Source organism: Sphingorhabdus sp. 109 (genome assembly GCF_902506555.1).
Lineage (GTDB): Bacteria > Pseudomonadota > Alphaproteobacteria > Sphingomonadales > Sphingomonadaceae > Parasphingorhabdus.
In genome coordinates this window covers 163812-179501 of record NZ_LR732707.1, presented here as the reverse complement: position 1 = coordinate 179501, position 15690 = coordinate 163812, and the positions used below count along the sequence as shown (strand labels likewise).

13 protein-coding genes are annotated in these 15690 nt (G+C 60.7%); 11 read left to right on the top strand and 2 right to left on the bottom strand.

The features are described from left to right. Nucleotides 1–32: 32 nt before the first annotated feature. On the bottom strand, nucleotides 33–1775 hold the full coding sequence (locus BOSE62_RS00870) for a sulfatase-like hydrolase/transferase (RefSeq protein ID WP_159640494.1): 1743 nt from the start codon (nucleotides 1773–1775) through the stop codon (nucleotides 33–35). A 121-nt stretch (nucleotides 1776–1896) separates the two neighbouring features. Here BOSE62_RS00870 and map point away from each other — a divergent pair, with 121 nt between their 5' ends. The 5 genes from map (at nucleotide 1897) to BOSE62_RS00845 (ending at nucleotide 5382) form a co-directional block, all read left to right on the top strand. After that, nucleotides 1897–2721: a type I methionyl aminopeptidase gene (gene map, locus BOSE62_RS00865; RefSeq protein ID WP_159640491.1), complete on the top strand. Its 825-nt coding sequence runs from the start codon at nucleotides 1897–1899 to the stop codon at nucleotides 2719–2721. A 627-nt stretch (nucleotides 2722–3348) separates the two neighbouring features. Further along, nucleotides 3349–3504 (top strand): hypothetical protein, encoded by a 156-nt coding sequence (locus BOSE62_RS00860; protein ID WP_159640488.1) that lies wholly within the window; start codon nucleotides 3349–3351, stop codon nucleotides 3502–3504. A gap of 261 nt (nucleotides 3505–3765) precedes the next feature. Further along, a complete protein-coding gene (locus BOSE62_RS00855) occupies nucleotides 3766–4212 on the top strand; it encodes an RcnB family protein (protein WP_201295625.1) in 447 nt (148 codons plus the stop codon). 195 nt (nucleotides 4213–4407) lie between these two features. Next, a complete protein-coding gene (locus BOSE62_RS00850; protein WP_159640485.1) occupies nucleotides 4408–5037 on the top strand; it encodes a peroxiredoxin in 630 nt (209 codons plus the stop codon). A gap of 201 nt (nucleotides 5038–5238) precedes the next feature. After that, complete coding sequence (locus BOSE62_RS00845; protein ID WP_201295624.1) at nucleotides 5239–5382, top strand: hypothetical protein; 144 nt, start codon at nucleotides 5239–5241, stop codon at nucleotides 5380–5382. A gap of 103 nt (nucleotides 5383–5485) precedes the next feature. Here the strand turns inward: BOSE62_RS00845 and BOSE62_RS00840 are convergent, their stop codons facing one another. After that, nucleotides 5486–6367 (bottom strand): OmpA family protein, encoded by an 882-nt coding sequence (locus tag BOSE62_RS00840; RefSeq protein WP_159640482.1) that lies wholly within the window; start codon nucleotides 6365–6367, stop codon nucleotides 5486–5488. Here BOSE62_RS00840 and BOSE62_RS00835 point away from each other — a divergent pair. The 6 genes from BOSE62_RS00835 to BOSE62_RS00810 all read left to right on the top strand — a co-directional run bounded on the left by BOSE62_RS00835 (nucleotide 6350) and on the right by BOSE62_RS00810 (nucleotide 15610). Beyond that, nucleotides 6350–6652, top strand: coding sequence for a hypothetical protein (locus tag BOSE62_RS00835; RefSeq protein WP_159640479.1), 303 nt, complete (start codon nucleotides 6350–6352; stop codon nucleotides 6650–6652). The two genes, BOSE62_RS00840 and BOSE62_RS00835, sit on opposite strands and share 18 nt — an antisense overlap. A gap of 101 nt (nucleotides 6653–6753) precedes the next feature. Continuing rightward, the gene (locus BOSE62_RS00830; RefSeq protein WP_236553754.1) at nucleotides 6754–7845 is read left to right on the top strand and encodes a sensor histidine kinase; all 1092 of its coding nucleotides are present in this window, start codon (nucleotides 6754–6756) and stop codon (nucleotides 7843–7845) included. Between the two features lie 145 nt (nucleotides 7846–7990). After that, a complete protein-coding gene (locus BOSE62_RS00825; protein WP_159640476.1) occupies nucleotides 7991–10114 on the top strand; it encodes a PQQ-dependent dehydrogenase, methanol/ethanol family in 2124 nt (707 codons plus the stop codon). A 237-nt stretch (nucleotides 10115–10351) separates the two neighbouring features. After that, the gene (locus tag BOSE62_RS00820; protein ID WP_159640473.1) at nucleotides 10352–10690 is read left to right on the top strand and encodes a P-II family nitrogen regulator; all 339 of its coding nucleotides are present in this window, start codon (nucleotides 10352–10354) and stop codon (nucleotides 10688–10690) included. A 48-nt stretch (nucleotides 10691–10738) separates the two neighbouring features. Further along, nucleotides 10739–12151 carry a type I glutamate--ammonia ligase gene (glnA, locus tag BOSE62_RS00815; protein ID WP_159640470.1) on the top strand — a complete coding sequence of 471 codons (1413 nt, stop codon included), beginning with the start codon at nucleotides 10739–10741 and terminating at the stop codon, nucleotides 12149–12151. Nucleotides 12152–12424: 273 nt separating this feature from the next. Then, on the top strand, nucleotides 12425–15610 hold the full coding sequence (locus tag BOSE62_RS00810) for an autotransporter outer membrane beta-barrel domain-containing protein (RefSeq protein ID WP_159640467.1): 3186 nt from the start codon (nucleotides 12425–12427) through the stop codon (nucleotides 15608–15610). Nucleotides 15611–15690: the final 80 nt, after the last annotated feature.

Below are 15690 nucleotides of genomic sequence, written 5' to 3'. Positions count from 1 at the left end.
TATAGAGCGATGCCGGGCGCTTTGGGAATATGTTATTTGGTGCTGCCTGTCGCCGGCGCCCGATAGTCGGAGAGCGGCGGGCGGGCGATCTTGTCGAGCGGCACGTGCAGCCACACCGGCTCGCTGCCCAGCCGCGCGTTGAAGCGGGTGTTGAAGGTGAACGGATCGGGTGCGGCGGAAAAAAGATCGGGGCCATAGAGCGGCTCGACCGCGTCCGGCGCATAGCCCATCAGACCGAGCAGCGTCGGGAAGATGCGATAATGCGACCTCCTGTCCCGGCCCGCTGCCGCCGCCTCTGCCCAGCGCGCGCGCGGCTCTCCGTCAGCCACGCCGCCGATCACCACCAGCGGCACAACGCCTTCCTCGATCTGCGGCGCGGGCGTGCAATGGGTCGCCTCGCCGCCACCACCGCGCTCGTGGAAGCTCTGGCCATGGTCGGAGGTGTAAAGGAGCGTCGCGCCATCCGGTCCCATTGCCGGCCCGGCCTGCGCGAACAGCCGGTCGAAAAAGCCGCCGACGCTCCACAGCAGCGTGTTGCGATAGCTGTTGCGATAGAGCCGCCAGTTGGCCGCGCGGCCGTCCATCCCGTCCCGCCCCGCCATATCGCTGACATCGGGCATCAGCCCGCGCTTGAGCATCGGCTGATATTTTGCGTGACTCAACGGGAACTTGTCACTGACCGGAAAATGACCACCGACCTTGTTGACCAGAATCAGCTGCGGCTCGCCGTCCTTGAGATAGGCCGCGAGCCGGTCGGCCACCGCATGGTCGCGGTTGACCACCGGCACATCGGCAAATTGCTCCCAGACATCGATCTGCGCGCGTTCGGCATCGTCCATCCGGTTCTGGTAGCGGCCGCCGGTGCGCTGGGCGTCGAGATAGACGGTGCCGAGCCCGGCGCGCCTGGCATAGGCCCAGATCGAGGGACCGCTGCGCACGGTCTCGCGATAATTGTCGCGGGTGCCGCCAAAGCGCAGGGTAACATTGCTGCCGACGCTGCAATGGTTGATCGCGGTCGCCAGCCCGAAATTGTGGACCGGAACATCGCCCGCCGCGCCGTCCGTGCCCAGCCCGGAATAGACACCGTGCGCGCTGTTGATATCGAGATAGGCGCCGGCGATGCTCTCGTCGATGATCAGCACGATATCGCCGCCCGCCTCCCTGCCCTCAGGCTGCAGCGTCACCGCGCGGCGCGGGCTGCGGTCGGTGGTCGCCGTGTCATAGGCATAGAGCAGCGCCAGGCTGGCGCCGCTGTGCGAGGACGGCAGGCCGCTGCTCCCCTCGCCACCGCGGAAGAACAGCAACACCGACAGGCCCAGCATCACCGGCAGCGCCGCCCATCGCGCGCCGCTTGCCCAAAGACCGCCCCCGGCCGCCGGCTGCAGCCCGACGGCGAACAACAACAGCGCCGCCCGGCCCGTCGCCAGCGCCAGCACCCCGCCCTGCTGCGCCACGGCGCTACCGATATCGCCGGCGCTTTCGACCATCGTGACGAAGCTCTCGTAATCCATGAAATCGCCGACCGCCCATTGATAGCCGTCAACCAGCAGCGACCCGGCCGCCAGCAGCAGCGCCAGTGGCCAGCGCAGCCAGCCGTTCCGGACCAGGGCAAAGCCGGTCAGGCTGATCGTGCAGAGCACGAACAATCCGGCAAAGGCGACCAGCCCCGCCGGCTGGATCTCCGGCCTCGCCAGCATCGCCAGCCGCCGCCAGATTTCCCCGGCTCCGGCCAGCAGGAACAGGCCCAGCAACAGATATTTTAGGCGGTTTTGCATCAGGCCCCTGAAATCATATTCATAACTGCGCCGGAGCCATAGACCGATCCGGTTAATATCATCCAAAAATCAGCCATATTGGGGTATCGCCAAACCGCGCCGCGATGCCTATATAGACCGCATGACAGACTATATGACCGTAGAAGACACCACCCCGCAATCCCGCACCGGCGCGATCAAGCTGCACGGCCCGGAAGGGTTCGAAGGCATGCGCAAGGCCGGACGGCTGGCCGCCGAGATCCTCGACAGCCTCGTCCCCCATGTCGTCCCCGGCGTGACCACCGGCGCGCTCGACGACATGGTCCGCCAGCAGGCCTTTGCCGCCGGCGCGGTCCCCGCGACGCTCGGCTATCGCGGTTTCACGCATAGCTGCTGCACCTCGATCAACCATGTCGTCTGCCACGGCATCCCCGGCGACAAGAAGCTGAACGAGGGCGATATCGTCAATATCGACGTGACCGTGATCGTCGACGGCTGGCACGGCGACACCAGCCGCATGTATCTGGTCGGCAAGACCCCGATCAAGGCGAGCAAGCTGGTCCAGGTCACCTATGAATGTCTGATGCTGGGCATCGAGCAGGCGAAACCCGGCAACCGGATGGGCGATGTCGCCCACGCGATCCAGAGCCACGCCGAAGCCCACCGCTATTCGGTGGTCCGCGATTTCTGCGGCCACGGGCTCGGCCAGATGTTCCACGACGCCCCCGAAGTCGTCCACGCCGGCCGCCCCGGCACCGGCCCGGAACTGCGCCCCGGCATGTTCTTCACCATCGAGCCGATGATCAATATCGGCAAATATGCCTGCAAGATGCTCGACGACGGCTGGACGGCGGTGACCCGCGACCGGTCGCTGACGGCGCAGTTCGAGCATAGTATCGGGATTACCGAGGACGGGAACGAGATATTTACGAAGAGCCCGACTGGACTGGATTGCCCGCCTTATTAGGTTTTGGGCTTGCTGAGAGGTGGCTTTAAAGGCGTTGGTGGATCCAAATAGCCATTGATCTAGACCCGGCACACTATTGCTGTTGTTGTCTACTCGACCAAAGCGATGAGCCTGCGAAACTCCGGAGGTTCCCTGACTCGGGGATCTGTCTCCCCGAGAACGCTTAGGGCGTCCGCAAGCCCAAAGGGTACCGTAATCCGATCGTCACCTGTGATCGCATCAAGTAACTGTATTGCCTCCATTGAATGCTGTTTGGCGTTGCTTTCTTCGGCGTCATTCTCGCGCGAAAGCCTATAGGTAACTTGCCGATGGGACTATTAATTGCCTTTCCGTTTGAAACCTCAGAAGTGACCTGGACCTCTCCAGCAATAGTTGTTTCACCAATGCTGCTTTTCGTGAATGTTGGAGCGGCGTTGAGAAACGGACGTAGGAACCCGTCAAAAATACTCAGTGCCTCAGTCGGCCTTACCCGGTATAAAACCGCTAGATTGGACTGGAGCCAGTCGGCCGAATAATAGCGAAGTTCAAGAGCTTGCTCATCGGTCAAACTTACAATGGTATGAGCAAACATCCGAAACGACAGGGTGGATGCGCAGATTGTCGAAACGCTGCGGCCCTGGCTTTTCAATGCCGCTCTATATCTATGCTGTGCTGCAGGATGCGCACGACCAGCATCCCGTTCTGTGCATATCTGCAAGATACGGCATGCGCTCGGTGGCGGCGCGTCTGCTCACCGCCCTGTCCTTTCACCCCATCCATAATCTCTCCACAATGCGCGGCTAACCCGTCAATAGGGAGGCGACGCAGCAGAGCGGCAAATATGGATGGTGGAAAATACCCCAAGAATTCTCCCCCGAGAACCATCCCGCCGCTTCTCCCTTTGTTGCTCGCCTCCCACCCCCTCCCAATGCCGCCGCGGAATCTATTACGGCGCACGGCTCAATGTCGCGATCCGGCGACAATTTACGACAGTTTTTGCGGCGACGGGCGGACACCCCGCGCCTATCATGATCCCGTCACTACCCCCAACAAGAGGACATATTTATGAAAAAGACGATCTCCACCCTGTGCGCCCTGGCGCTTCTGGCCCCCGCCGGCGCGCTGGCCCAGAAGCAGGACCAGCGCAACGACCACGGCCAGAACACGCAGAGCCACAGCGCCCAGGATGGCCGGCAGAGCAGCCAGCAGTCCGGCCACAACAGCCAGGCCGCTGGCAACAAGACCAGCAACAGCAAGACCAGCGGCAGCAACACCGGCAGCAGTCGCGCCACGGCTACGCCCCCGAAATCCGCCAGCTCCAGCCATGGTTTCTCGAAGGGCCAGCGGTTCGTTCGCTCCAAGGCGCCGAATTACCGGCGGATCGACTATCGCCAGCACCGCCAGCTGTCGGCACCGGCGAGCGGCTATGTCTGGGTGCGGGCCGGCAATGATGCCCTGCTCGTGCGGCTGAGCAACAATCTGATCGTGCGGATCGTAGCCAATATCTACTGAGTCGCGCGCAACAGTCCGGCGGGGCGCGGGTCGCCAGCACAGCGCCCCGTCGGAGACAGCGCAGCAACGGCCACAGGACAACGGCGGAGAGCCCATCGCCAATTTACATTTATCCGATTAATGTAATTGAGTAAATGAATTGGAAATTTCCGGATCGGGGCGGTACAAGCGCTCCACCATCAGAAAGGAAATGGCATGACATTGCATATTGGAGACACCGCCCCGGACTTCACCGTCGACACCCAGAATGGCGAAATCAGCCTGCACGACTGGGCCGGCGACAGCTGGGTATTTTTCTTCAGCCATCCGGCCGACTTCACCCCGGTCTGCACCACCGAAATGGGACGCACCGCGCAGCTCGCCGAACAGTTCGCCGCGCGCAACACCAAGCCGCTCGGCCTGTCCACCGATACCGCCGAGGAACATCGCAAGTGGATTGCCGATGTCAACGACACGCAGAATACCAACCTCACCTTTCCGATCGTCGCCGATGCGGACCTGTCGATCGCCAAGATGTACGACATGATCCACCCCGACGAAAGCGAGACCGCTGCAGTCCGGTCGGTGTTCATCATCGATCCCGACAAGAAGATACGGCTGACCATGACCTATCCGATGAGCGTCGGACGGAATTTTGACGAGATCCTGCGGGTCATCGATGCGCTGCAGCTGAGCGACCGCAAGCGGATTGCGACGCCGGCCGACTGGCAGATCGGCAAGGAAGTGATCATCCCGCCATCGATCAGCAACGAAGAGGCAAAAGGCCTGTTCCCGCAAGGCTGGACCGAGCACCGGCCCTATCTGCGGACCACCGACGTCAGCTAATTGCGCTGACCTGCCCTCCCGGGACAACGCGACGTCAGCCCGGCGGCCTCGCCTGGCCCATCACCCGGGCTGACGGCCGCCGGGCATGCTTGCCGCAAGTACGCGGCTTCGCAGCGCCGGCAAACTTATGGTTTACAGTCTGCAATATTTAGAATAAACTATTGAAAGGTCGCATATATTTGTTCAGGGGGAGCAAAGGATATGTCTAGCAGAAATCCAGCCGACGGATCGCCCGCCGACCGCCGCCAATTGGATCGTCGTGTCCGCGACGACCCGGACTATAAAGGACCGGAACGCCGCAACGACGAACGGCGCAAGGGGGAGCGCCGGCGCCACCAGCGCTAGGGCACAGGACCGGTCACAGCGCCCGTCGCACCGGCATCTTTCCCCACAAGACAGAATGAAAGCGGGGCAGACATAGCCGCCCCGCGCTATCCGTCAGCCCTGCTCAGAGGCCGTCGAGGCCCTTGCTGACCAAGATGTTGACCGCAACACGACGGTTCTGCGCCTTGCCGCTGGCGGTGTCGTTGCTCGCCATCGGGTCGGCCTCGGACATGCCGGTCGGGGTCAGCATGCGATAGGGCTTCCAGCCGCAATTTTGCTGGATATAGTTGACCACGCGGCTGGCGCGTTTCTCGCTGAGTTGCTGGTTATAGTCATAGTCGCCGGTAGAGTCGGTATAGCCGACCACCAGGATCAGCGCGTTGTCCATGTCATCGGCTGCCGCCGTGGTTGCGCACAGGTCGGCCTTGCCATTTGCAGACAGCGCCGCCTTGCCAGTGTCGAAATAGACATTGGTCGTACCCTTGACATTATACTGGTCAATATCGCTGACCCGGCTGCGCAGCGCTTCGGTTGCGGCAGTTTGCTCGGCAAATCCCTGGGCGGTGGCATTGTGGATCATATTCGCGGTCTTGAGATCACTGCCCTTCAGCTTGATCTGGCGCGCGACCAGATCATTGCCCAGCTGCACCGTCTTCACGGTAACCGGCAAGCCATTGAGCAGCGCCTCGCCGCCCAGACTTTCCCGGGCGATGCCGAACAGGCCTTTGCTGGCCCTGATCTCGGTCACTTCATTGAAGCCGATAACCGTCCGCACGCCGTCTTCCGCGGTGACCTGCAACCGGTCGTCGCGGCGCGCCGAAATGACGCCTTCAATTTCGGGACCTGCGGGCGCTTCTGCCATAGCCGTGGCAAAGTCGATTTCCTGCTGGCCGGAAACGACAATATCGCCGGGCGCTTCTTGCTGGGCCAGCACGCTGGCCGGGGTCAAGAAAGCAGCGGAAGCGAGCAGCAGGCTGGCGGTCGCTGGATGGAAATTCGTGCGCATGATTTTCTCCTTCGGTGGAATCTGTCCGGCCTCGCCGTGCCCGTGGCTTTCAGGCTGGCCGGACCTGGGATGATGGGATGCCGCCTGTCAATCTTCCTTTCGGTTTGCGGCATGATCGGGACGGCGCGGACGCCGCCTGTGAACAAGCAGCCGCCGGACTGGCGCGGCCATGCTGTCGCCTCGATGAACATGGCCGCCGGAATCGCCCTTTCTGCGGGCAGCCCGAGCGGGTCCTGCGGCGAGTCGTTATCGGCGGAGCGGCAAAAGCCGTCGAAATGGTGCTGACCGCAACCGGCCCAGCCCGAGCCATTGAGTGAAAAATGCAGCGCGCATGTTTCGCCGGCGCCGGAGTCCCTTCCTTCTCCCAACCGATATGCTATCAGCAAATGATGAAGCCCGAACTCCATCCGCAAGAAGCCGAGCGGCTGCGCGAACTGCGCCGCTATGGCATACTCGACACCGAGCGCGAGCAGGCATTCGACGAGATCGTCGAGCTGACCGCGCAATTGTGCGACGCGCCGGTATCGGTAGTCAATTTCATCGACGAGGGAAGACAGTGGTTCAAGGCCGAGGTCGGTCTGGGCGTGCGATCGACACCAATCGACACCAGCCTGTGCGGCCATGTGATCCTGCAGGGTGATTTTGTCGAAATCCCAGACACGCTCGCCGATGAACGGATGGCCGACAATCCACTGTGCACCAGCGATCCCGGGTTCCGCTTCTACGCCGGAGCGATATTGCGAGCCGCCAACGGCCTGCCGCTGGGCACACTCTGCGTGCTCGACAACAAGCCGCGCGTGCTCAGCGACCAGCAGCGCAAGGTGATCCGGATCCTTTCGCATCAGGTGATGCGGGAACTGGACCTGCGCCAGGCCTTGGAACGCGAACAGGTGCTGCGCCGCGAAATCGACCATCGGGTGAAAAATTCGCTGGCCTCGATCGGCTCGCTGTTTTCAATGAAGGCGCGCGTCGCGCCGGATGAAAAAGTGCGGCTGGCGCTCGAGGATGCAAGCCTGCGGATCCGCTCGCTCTCGTCGCTGCACGCCGAGTTGCACGATCTGGAACAGGGACAGCTGGTCGATCTTGCCTCGCTGTTCCGGCGCGTCAGCCTGGACCTCCAGCAATTGCTGCCCGAGGGCATATCACTTGCGACCTCGGTCAGCGGTGATCACGCCACCCCGCATCTCGCCAACGGCCTGTTGCTGATTTTCAATGAGTTCGTATCGAACAGCGTCAAGCACGGCCTTTCGGCTGCCGGCGGTGCAATCGAATGCGAGATTGCGATAGAGAATGACCGCTGGTCCATTGTCTGCAAGGACAACGGATCAGCCGGACCGCAGGACGCTGAGCGGGCGGCCGCCAATTCGGGCCTGGGAACCAAGGTAATCAGTTCGCTGGCCACCTCGCTCGGCGCATCGATCGATTGGCGCGCCGAAGGGTCGGGTATGGAATTGCGGTTAGAGAGTAGTGACGGCTAGCGACAGCCGCGGTATCGGAACGGTGTTGGCACAGGCATGAACCGCCGCTTGTCACTCCATTGTCCTTGACCAGCCGCCCAAAGTTTAGCTAGTCAGTTAAATTGCACGGACGGCAGACCGTTCGGCGACTTTTAGGAGACGGGTTATGCGCAGGCTGGGATTTTTATTGGCTCCTCTATTGCTGGTGGCTTGCCAGAGCCAGACCAGCGATCCCGCAGCAAGCGACGCGGTCGTCAACGCCGACTGGGACAATATCGGCTTTGACGCCAAGGAACAACGGCACAGCCCGCTCAGCCAGATCAACGACAGCAATGTAAGCGAACTCGGCATTGCCTGGTTCAAGGACCTGCCCGACGCCCGTGGACAGGAAGCGACCCCGGTCGTCGTCGATGGCAAGCTCTATATCTCCACCGCATGGTCGAAGGTCTTTGCCTATGATGCGAAGACCGGCGAGGAACTCTGGTCCTATGATCCCGGCGTGGCTGGCGAAAAAGCGGTCGATGCCTGTTGCGACGTGGTCAATCGCGGCGTTGCCATCAATCGCGGAAAATTGTTTTTCGGCACCATCGATGGCCGGCTGATCGCGCTTGACGCGAATACCGGCGCGCGGCTCTGGGAAACCCAGACCACCGACAACAGCAAGCCCTATACGATCACCGGCGCCCCGCGGGTGGTCAAGAATATGGTCATCATCGGCAATGGCGGCGCGGAATTCGGCGTGCGCGGCTATGTTTCGGCCTATAATGTCCGCGACGGACTGCTGAAATGGCGCTTCTACACGGTACCCAATCCGGAAGGAAAGCCGGACAATGCGGCCAGTGACGAGATTTTCGCCAAGGCGGCGAACAAGACCTGGAGTGATGGCGAATGGAAGGAATCCGGCGGCGGTGGCACGGTCTGGGACAGCATCGTCTATGACGAGGACCTCGACCAGCTCTATTTCGGCGTCGGCAATGGCAATCCGTGGAACCACGGGCTGCGCTCGGGCGGCGAAGGCGACAATCTGTTCCTCTCCTCGATTGTCGCGGTCGACCCCGACACCGGCAAATATCTCTGGCATTATCAGGAAACGCCGGCCGAGACCTGGGACTATACCGCGACCCAGCATATCATCCAGGCCGAGCTGCCGATCGACGGCAAGATGCGCAAAGTGCTGTATCACGCCCCGAAAAACGGCTTTTTCTTCGTTATCGACCGGCTCGACGGCACGCTGATCAGCGCCGAACCCTTTGTCGAGGGAATCAATTGGGCGGAAGGCTATGATCTCGCCACCGGCCGGCCGATCGAAAATCCCGCCGCCCGCTTCTACAAGACCAAGGAGCCGTTTGTCGCGATCCCCGGCGCGCTGGGCGCGCATAACTGGCATCCGATGAGCTATAATCCGAAGACCGGCCTTGTCTATATTCCGGCCCAGCAGATTCCGCAGGGTTATGAAGTTCCGGTTTCGGAGATTGACAAGAAACGCGAACGGCTGGGCTTCAACGTCGGAATCGGCTGGGCCATTGGCCAGCTGCCCGATGACAAGGATGTCTACAAGGCCGCGATTGCCGCAACCACCGGACGGCTGGTCGCCTTCAACCCCAAGACCGGCAAGGTCGAATGGGGCGTCGATTATCCGGCGGCCTGGAACGGCGGCACGATGACGACCGCAGGCAATCTGGTCTTCCAGGGTACCAGCACCGGCTTCTTCAAGGCCTATTCGGCCGACAAGGGCACCGAATTGCTGAGCCTGCCGATGCAGTCCGGCATCGTCAGCGCGCCCTCCACCTATATGATCGACGGCGAGCAATATGTCGCTTTCCTGACCAGCAAGGGCGGTGCCTTTCCGCTGGTCGCGGGCGTTGCCGGCGGGGTTACCCGCCAGCTACCGAATATTCCCCGGCTGGTGGTGTTGAAACTCGGCGGCAAGGCCGCCTTCCCGCCGCTCCCTGAAAAAGGCGAAGTGACCTGGGATCCGCCGGTGCAGACCGGCACCCCGGAACAGATTGCCGCCGGCAAAGGCCTTTACGGACGCAATTGCCTCGTCTGCCATGGCGACAGCGCGATCGGCAACGGCTTCACGCCTGATCTGCGGATCAGCGGCGTGTTGCCCGACACCCAAGCATGGGCCTCGATTGTCACCGGCGGCGCGCTCAAGCAGCACGGCATGGTGGGCTTCGGATCACAGCTCAGCGACGCGCAGGTGGAAAATATCCGCCACTATGTCGTGAACCGGTCAATCTGGACGAAGGAAAACCTGCCCGAGATGACCGCGCCAACCCCGCGCTGATCTGGCGGCAACTGCCTGCCCAAATATTGGTCATGCATCGCGATAAATGCCTGTTTTTTGAGCAGCATTGTCAGTCGTCCGATAACAGATTAGCAACGTAATCAAGCATTCCGGCGATTCTGTTCGCGAATCGATTCTGGCATGGTAATTGAATAGCAACGGGCAATTGTGCCCGGCCAAGGCGGTCCACTCCTGTTCGGGGGAATTGTCAGGGTAGCGGTACACGGGAACGTAAAAATGAAAAAAATCGAAGCCATCATCAAGCCCTTCAAACTGGACGAGGTCAAAGAAGCACTGCACGAAGTCGGTGTGTCCGGAATTACCGTGACCGAGGCGAAAGGCTTTGGCCGGCAGAAAGGCCATACCGAACTTTATCGTGGCGCAGAATATGTCGTCGACTTCCTGCCCAAGGTGAAGCTGGAAGTCGTCGTTGACGATAATCTGGCCGACCGTACCGTCGAGGCGATTGCCGCAGCGGCCCAGACCGGTCGCATCGGCGACGGCAAGATTTTCGTCATTCCGGTTGAAGCGGCGCTGCGTATCCGGACGGGCGAGCGCGACAACGACGCCATCTGATCTTTCTTTAACAATCATCCAATCACCGAAAAACCAAGGGATTACAATATGGGCAATTCAGCATCCGACATTATGAAAATGATCAAGGAGCACGAAGTCGAATGGGTCGACGTGCGTTTCACCGACCCACGCGGCAAATGGCAGCATCTGTCGATGTGCGCCGAAGTCATTGACGAGGATGTTCTGGAAGAAGGCTTCATGTTTGACGGCTCTTCCATCGAGGGCTGGAAGGCGATCAACGAATCCGACATGATCCTGCGTCCCGACCTCGATGCGGTCTACATGGATCCGTTCTCCGCGACGCCGATGATGATCCTGGTCTGCAATATTGTCGAGCCCGGCGACGGATCCCTCTACAGCCGCGACCCGCGCTCGACCGCTGTCCGCGCCGAAGCCTATCTGAAATCGACCGGCATCGGTGACACCGTCTATGTCGGACCGGAGCCTGAATTCTTCATGTTCGACGATGTGAAATTCGAAGACGGCTATGACCGCTCCGGCTTCCGGATCGACGATATCGAGCTGCCGACCAACACCGGTCGCGATTATGATGTCGGCAACATGGGCCACCGGCCGCGCGCCAAGGGTGGCTATTTCCCGGTTGCGCCGGTTGACAGCTGCATGGACATTCGCGGCGAAATGGTTGCGACCATGCTGGAAATGGGCCTGCCGATGGACAAGCACCATCACGAAGTGGCCGCCGCACAGCACGAGCTGGGCATCACGTTCGGTACGCTGACCGAAACCGCCGACCGCACGCAGGTTTATAAATATGTCGTGCAGCAGGTTGCCCATGCCTATGGCAAGACCGCAACCTTCATGCCGAAGCCGATCAAGGAAGATAACGGCAGCGGCATGCACACCCATATGTCGATCTGGAAAGACGGCAAGCCCCTGTTCGCCGGCAATGAATATGCCGGCCTGTCGGAAATGTGCCTCTATTATATCGGCGGTGTGATCAAACATGCCAAGGCGATCAACGCCTTCTCCAACCCGACGACCAACAGCTACAAGCGTCTGGTCCCCGGTTTTGAAGCGCCGGTGCTGCTCGCTTATTCGAGCCGCAACCGTTCCGCATCCTGCCGTATTCCTTATGGCGCCGGCGACAAGGCGAAGCGCGTCGAATTCCGCTTCCCCGATGCACTTGCCAACCCCTATCTGTCGGCTGCAGCGCTGCTGATGGCGGGTCTCGACGGCATCGAGAACAAGATCCACCCGGGCGATGCCATGGACAAGAATCTCTATGACCTGCCACCGGCAGAGCTGGCCGAAGTACCGACCGTTTGCGGTTCGCTGCGCGAGGCTCTGGAAGCGCTGGAGGCCGATCACGAATTCCTGCTCAAGGGCGATGTCTTCTCGAAAGACCAGATCGACGCCTATGCCGAGCTGAAATGGGAAGAAGTCAGCCGCTTCGAAACCACGCCGAGCCCGGTCGAGTTCGATATGTACTATAGCAGCTGATCTTTTCGATCAGACTGGAAATACAAGCCCGGGGCGTAAAATCGCTCCGGGCTTTTTTGTTACGGCATGAGCCGCGAGCGACGGCGCGTTTGCCTCCGGAAAATATGTGCGGACTTTGACATCGCGCAGCCGCTGACGGTGACCGGCTGCGCGTTTCTACCGGCGTGAGCCGCCGTTCAACGCCCCATCGCAATCCTCATAATTCTTCCACAATCCGGATTAATGAAGCCTGTTGAATCCCCCATTCAACATGACATCAGGATTGATCCCATTATGCGTATTATCAGAAGTACGACCTGTGCCCTGGCCATTGCAACAGCACTCGCCCACTTGCCCGCCCGCGCCGACACCACCATCGACAGCGAAACATCCGATCCGATCCTGACCTCGATAGACGGCGATATCATCATAACCGACGGCGGCATTCTCGCGATCGATTCGGGTGTGGCGATCACGGTGGACAGCGACAATGACGTGACCATCGAAGGGCTGGACGAAGACGATTCGACCGTCGTCGTCGGCGAGATCAACGTCGGCGACGCGGATGACGCGATCGCCATCCTGGTCGAGACCGGTACCAATGCGAATATTTCCAATGTCGGAACGATTACCGTGTTGGAAGATTTCGTTTCGGAGGATGAAGATGCAAATGCGATTGCCGATGGCCCGATTGCCTCTGCCAGCAACCGTTATGGTATCTACGTTGCCGGCGGTGGCACGGCGAGCGGATCGATCGACAATAGCGGTATCATCACCGTGGAAGGCCTGAACTCCGGCGGTATCGTGGTCGATTCCGCCTATGACGGCTCGATCACCAACACCGGTACGATCACCGTCATCGGCGACAATAGCTATGGCATCAAGGTCCAGGACGTTTCGGAAGACGTCACCGTGCGCGGCAATGTACAGGTGGCCGGCGAAGGCTCTGTGGCCTTTTCCTCGCAGGGCGATATTGACGGGGCGCTGACGTTCCAGGGCGCGGTCCGGCAACTGAGCAGCTATACCAATGACGATAGCGTGACCACAGCTCTGTCCCGGACGGACCTGAGATCCGGCGCGGCGGCGGTCGAAATCAGCGGCAATGTCGGTGGTGGTATCATGGTTGCAATCGCACCCGATGATGATGACGAGGACAATGACGACGAGGATGGTGACGGCATAGAGGATACGCTGGAAGGCACCGGCTATATCGCTTCGACCGGCAACGGTCCGGCGATGCTGATCGGCGGCGCCGCCGACACCGTCATCGGCACGGTCGCGGACAGCGATGACGGCTATTCACTCGTGATCGACGGGTCGATCGTCAGCAGCGCCGGTTACAGTTCTACCGACTCATTCGGGCTGGTGATTGGTGGACAAGGCGGTTCAGTGGACGTTGCAGGCGGTATCGAACTGAATGGCACGCTGAGCGCCACCAGCTATGATTCCGCGGCCACCGCCCTGCTGATCAACGAGGATTCTGTCGTGGACCGCATTGCGGTTACCGGCTCTCTGTCTGCCAATCTCACGTCCACCGGCGAAGGCGAAGTCTATGCGATCAGGGATCTGTCCGGATCACTGACATCGATCGACAATTCCGGGTTCATAACGACTTCGGCGTCGAGCGAGGACATCCGCCAGGCGATCGCCGCGTCGAGCAACACCACCGGACTGACGATCATCCAGTATCTCAACGACGAGGATGCCGAAACAAAGGCGGATATCGAAGCGGAACTCGAAGACGGCGAGACCGATGATACCATCTATACCGCGATCATCGGCGATATCGTAACCGGATCGGGGAATGACCTGATCAGTGCCAGCGCCGGCATCATTACCGGCGACACCTATTTCAACGCGGGCAATGATACGCTCACCCTGTCGGACGATGCCGTCTATACCGGCGACGTCTATTTCGGCACCGGCACCGGGCTTATGACCTTGTTCGGCGAATCCGCTTTCGTCGGCGATATCGACGGGGCCGGACAATCCGTGCTGGTAACCCTGAACGACAGCGCGGTCTATACCGGTACCGTGCAGAACGGATCGGGCGTGTCGGTCGTCGTCAACGGCGGAACATTCGGTATCGGCGCCGCCGAAACATCAACCTTTGACAGCCTGACCGTGGGTGCGGACGGTTCGCTCGGTGTCTATATTGACGGCGAGGAAGGCACCAGCTCGCTGTATGACGTGAACAGCGCCACCTTCGAAAGCGGCGCAAAAATCGCCACAACGATTTCCTCGCTCGAGCAAGCCGACGGAACCTACGTGGTGCTGACTGCATCGGAAATCACCGGCACCCCCGACTTTGATTCCGCAACGACGGAGCTACCCTTCATCTTTGCCGGCGAGACCAGCCTGTCCGGCAATGATCTGGTCCTCGACATCCGCCGGAAGGAAGCGGAAGAACTGGGGCTGAGCGGCGCGGGAACATCGGCCTATGACGCCATCATCACTGCGAGCGCGGCCGATGAGACGCTGGCAACGAGCTTCCTGCAGATCGAGGATGCCGAGACACTGCAAAACCAGGTCGATCAGTTCCTGCCGGATCATTCCGGCGGTATTTTTGACTTTGCCACCCGCGGGTCGCGACTGGCCGCGCTGCATATCACGGATGATTCCTCCCTCTACGACGTCAGCGATGTCGGTGGATGGATCGAACCGATATTCTGGGGCAATGACAAAGACGCCGGCGATGCCGCGTCCTATAAAACCAGTGGCTGGGGCGTATCCATGGGCCTCGAACGCTGGTCAAAAATAGGAAATCTCGGGCTGTCCTATGCCTATACCAGCGGCGAGATCGAGAATAATGACGGCACGGGTATCGTCGACGCGTCGCAGCACGAACTTGGCGCATTCTGGCGGATGGATAGCGGACCGCTCTACGCGTTCAGCCGGATATCGGCCTCCTATCTCTCCCTGTCCAGCACCCGCACATTGACCGCGACAGCGGATGATACCGAGTATAGCGCCAGCACGACAGCCGACTGGAACGGTTGGATGCTTTCCGGCGCCGGGGGTGTTTCTTACGATCTGGATGTCGGCAGTCGGCTGACATTCCGCCCCAAGGCCACTTTTGATTATTATCGCCTGCACGAAGGCAGCTATGACGAAACCGGCGGCGGCGATAGTCTGAACCTGTATGTCGACGGCCGCACCAGCGACTCCCTAACCGCGGCCACGACCGTGGCCGCTGTCTATCGGCTCGGGAGCAAACGGAAGGATTTCACGCCCCTGACCTTTGAACTGGAGGGCGGGCGCCGGCACCATCTGGCCGGATCTCTCGGCACAACCACGGCCAGTTTTCTTGACGGCGAGGAGTTCAGCCTGACCGCCGACGGGCTGGACAGCAGCTGGCTGGGCGAAGCCCGCATATTGGCGGGCGGGCTGGACTTTACCTGGCAGCTGTCGGCCAGAGCCGAGAAAACGGAGGATGATGTCGGCTATTCCGCCCGCGCCTCGCTAAGCCTGGCATTCTAGGATCCCGCATCGGACAATCCGCCGCGCCTGTCATCATGCATTCACGATGCCCGCTGATGCGCCGGGCCTGCGCCGTCTGA

What these genes read in the sequence shown, in the direction of transcription:
- BOSE62_RS00870 (WP_159640494.1), bottom strand. Translation starts at nt 1,775, where the DNA reads ATGCAAAACCGCCTAAAATATCTGTTGCTGGGCCTGTTCCTGCTGGCC.
- map (WP_159640491.1), top strand. Translation starts at nt 1,897, where the DNA reads ATGACAGACTATATGACCGTAGAAGACACCACCCCGCAATCCCGCACC.
- BOSE62_RS00860 (WP_159640488.1), top strand. Translation starts at nt 3,349, where the DNA reads ATGCCGCTCTATATCTATGCTGTGCTGCAGGATGCGCACGACCAGCAT.
- BOSE62_RS00855 (WP_201295625.1), top strand. Translation starts at nt 3,766, where the DNA reads ATGAAAAAGACGATCTCCACCCTGTGCGCCCTGGCGCTTCTGGCCCCC.
- BOSE62_RS00850 (WP_159640485.1), top strand. Translation starts at nt 4,408, where the DNA reads ATGACATTGCATATTGGAGACACCGCCCCGGACTTCACCGTCGACACC.
- BOSE62_RS00845 (WP_201295624.1), top strand. Translation starts at nt 5,239, where the DNA reads ATGTCTAGCAGAAATCCAGCCGACGGATCGCCCGCCGACCGCCGCCAA.
- BOSE62_RS00835 (WP_159640479.1), top strand. Translation starts at nt 6,350, where the DNA reads ATGGAAATTCGTGCGCATGATTTTCTCCTTCGGTGGAATCTGTCCGGC.
- BOSE62_RS00840 (WP_159640482.1), bottom strand. Translation starts at nt 6,367, where the DNA reads ATGCGCACGAATTTCCATCCAGCGACCGCCAGCCTGCTGCTCGCTTCC.
- BOSE62_RS00830 (WP_236553754.1), top strand. Translation starts at nt 6,754, where the DNA reads ATGATGAAGCCCGAACTCCATCCGCAAGAAGCCGAGCGGCTGCGCGAA.
- BOSE62_RS00825 (WP_159640476.1), top strand. Translation starts at nt 7,991, where the DNA reads ATGCGCAGGCTGGGATTTTTATTGGCTCCTCTATTGCTGGTGGCTTGC.
- BOSE62_RS00820 (WP_159640473.1), top strand. Translation starts at nt 10,352, where the DNA reads ATGAAAAAAATCGAAGCCATCATCAAGCCCTTCAAACTGGACGAGGTC.
- glnA (WP_159640470.1), top strand. Translation starts at nt 10,739, where the DNA reads ATGGGCAATTCAGCATCCGACATTATGAAAATGATCAAGGAGCACGAA.
- BOSE62_RS00810 (WP_159640467.1), top strand. Translation starts at nt 12,425, where the DNA reads ATGCGTATTATCAGAAGTACGACCTGTGCCCTGGCCATTGCAACAGCA.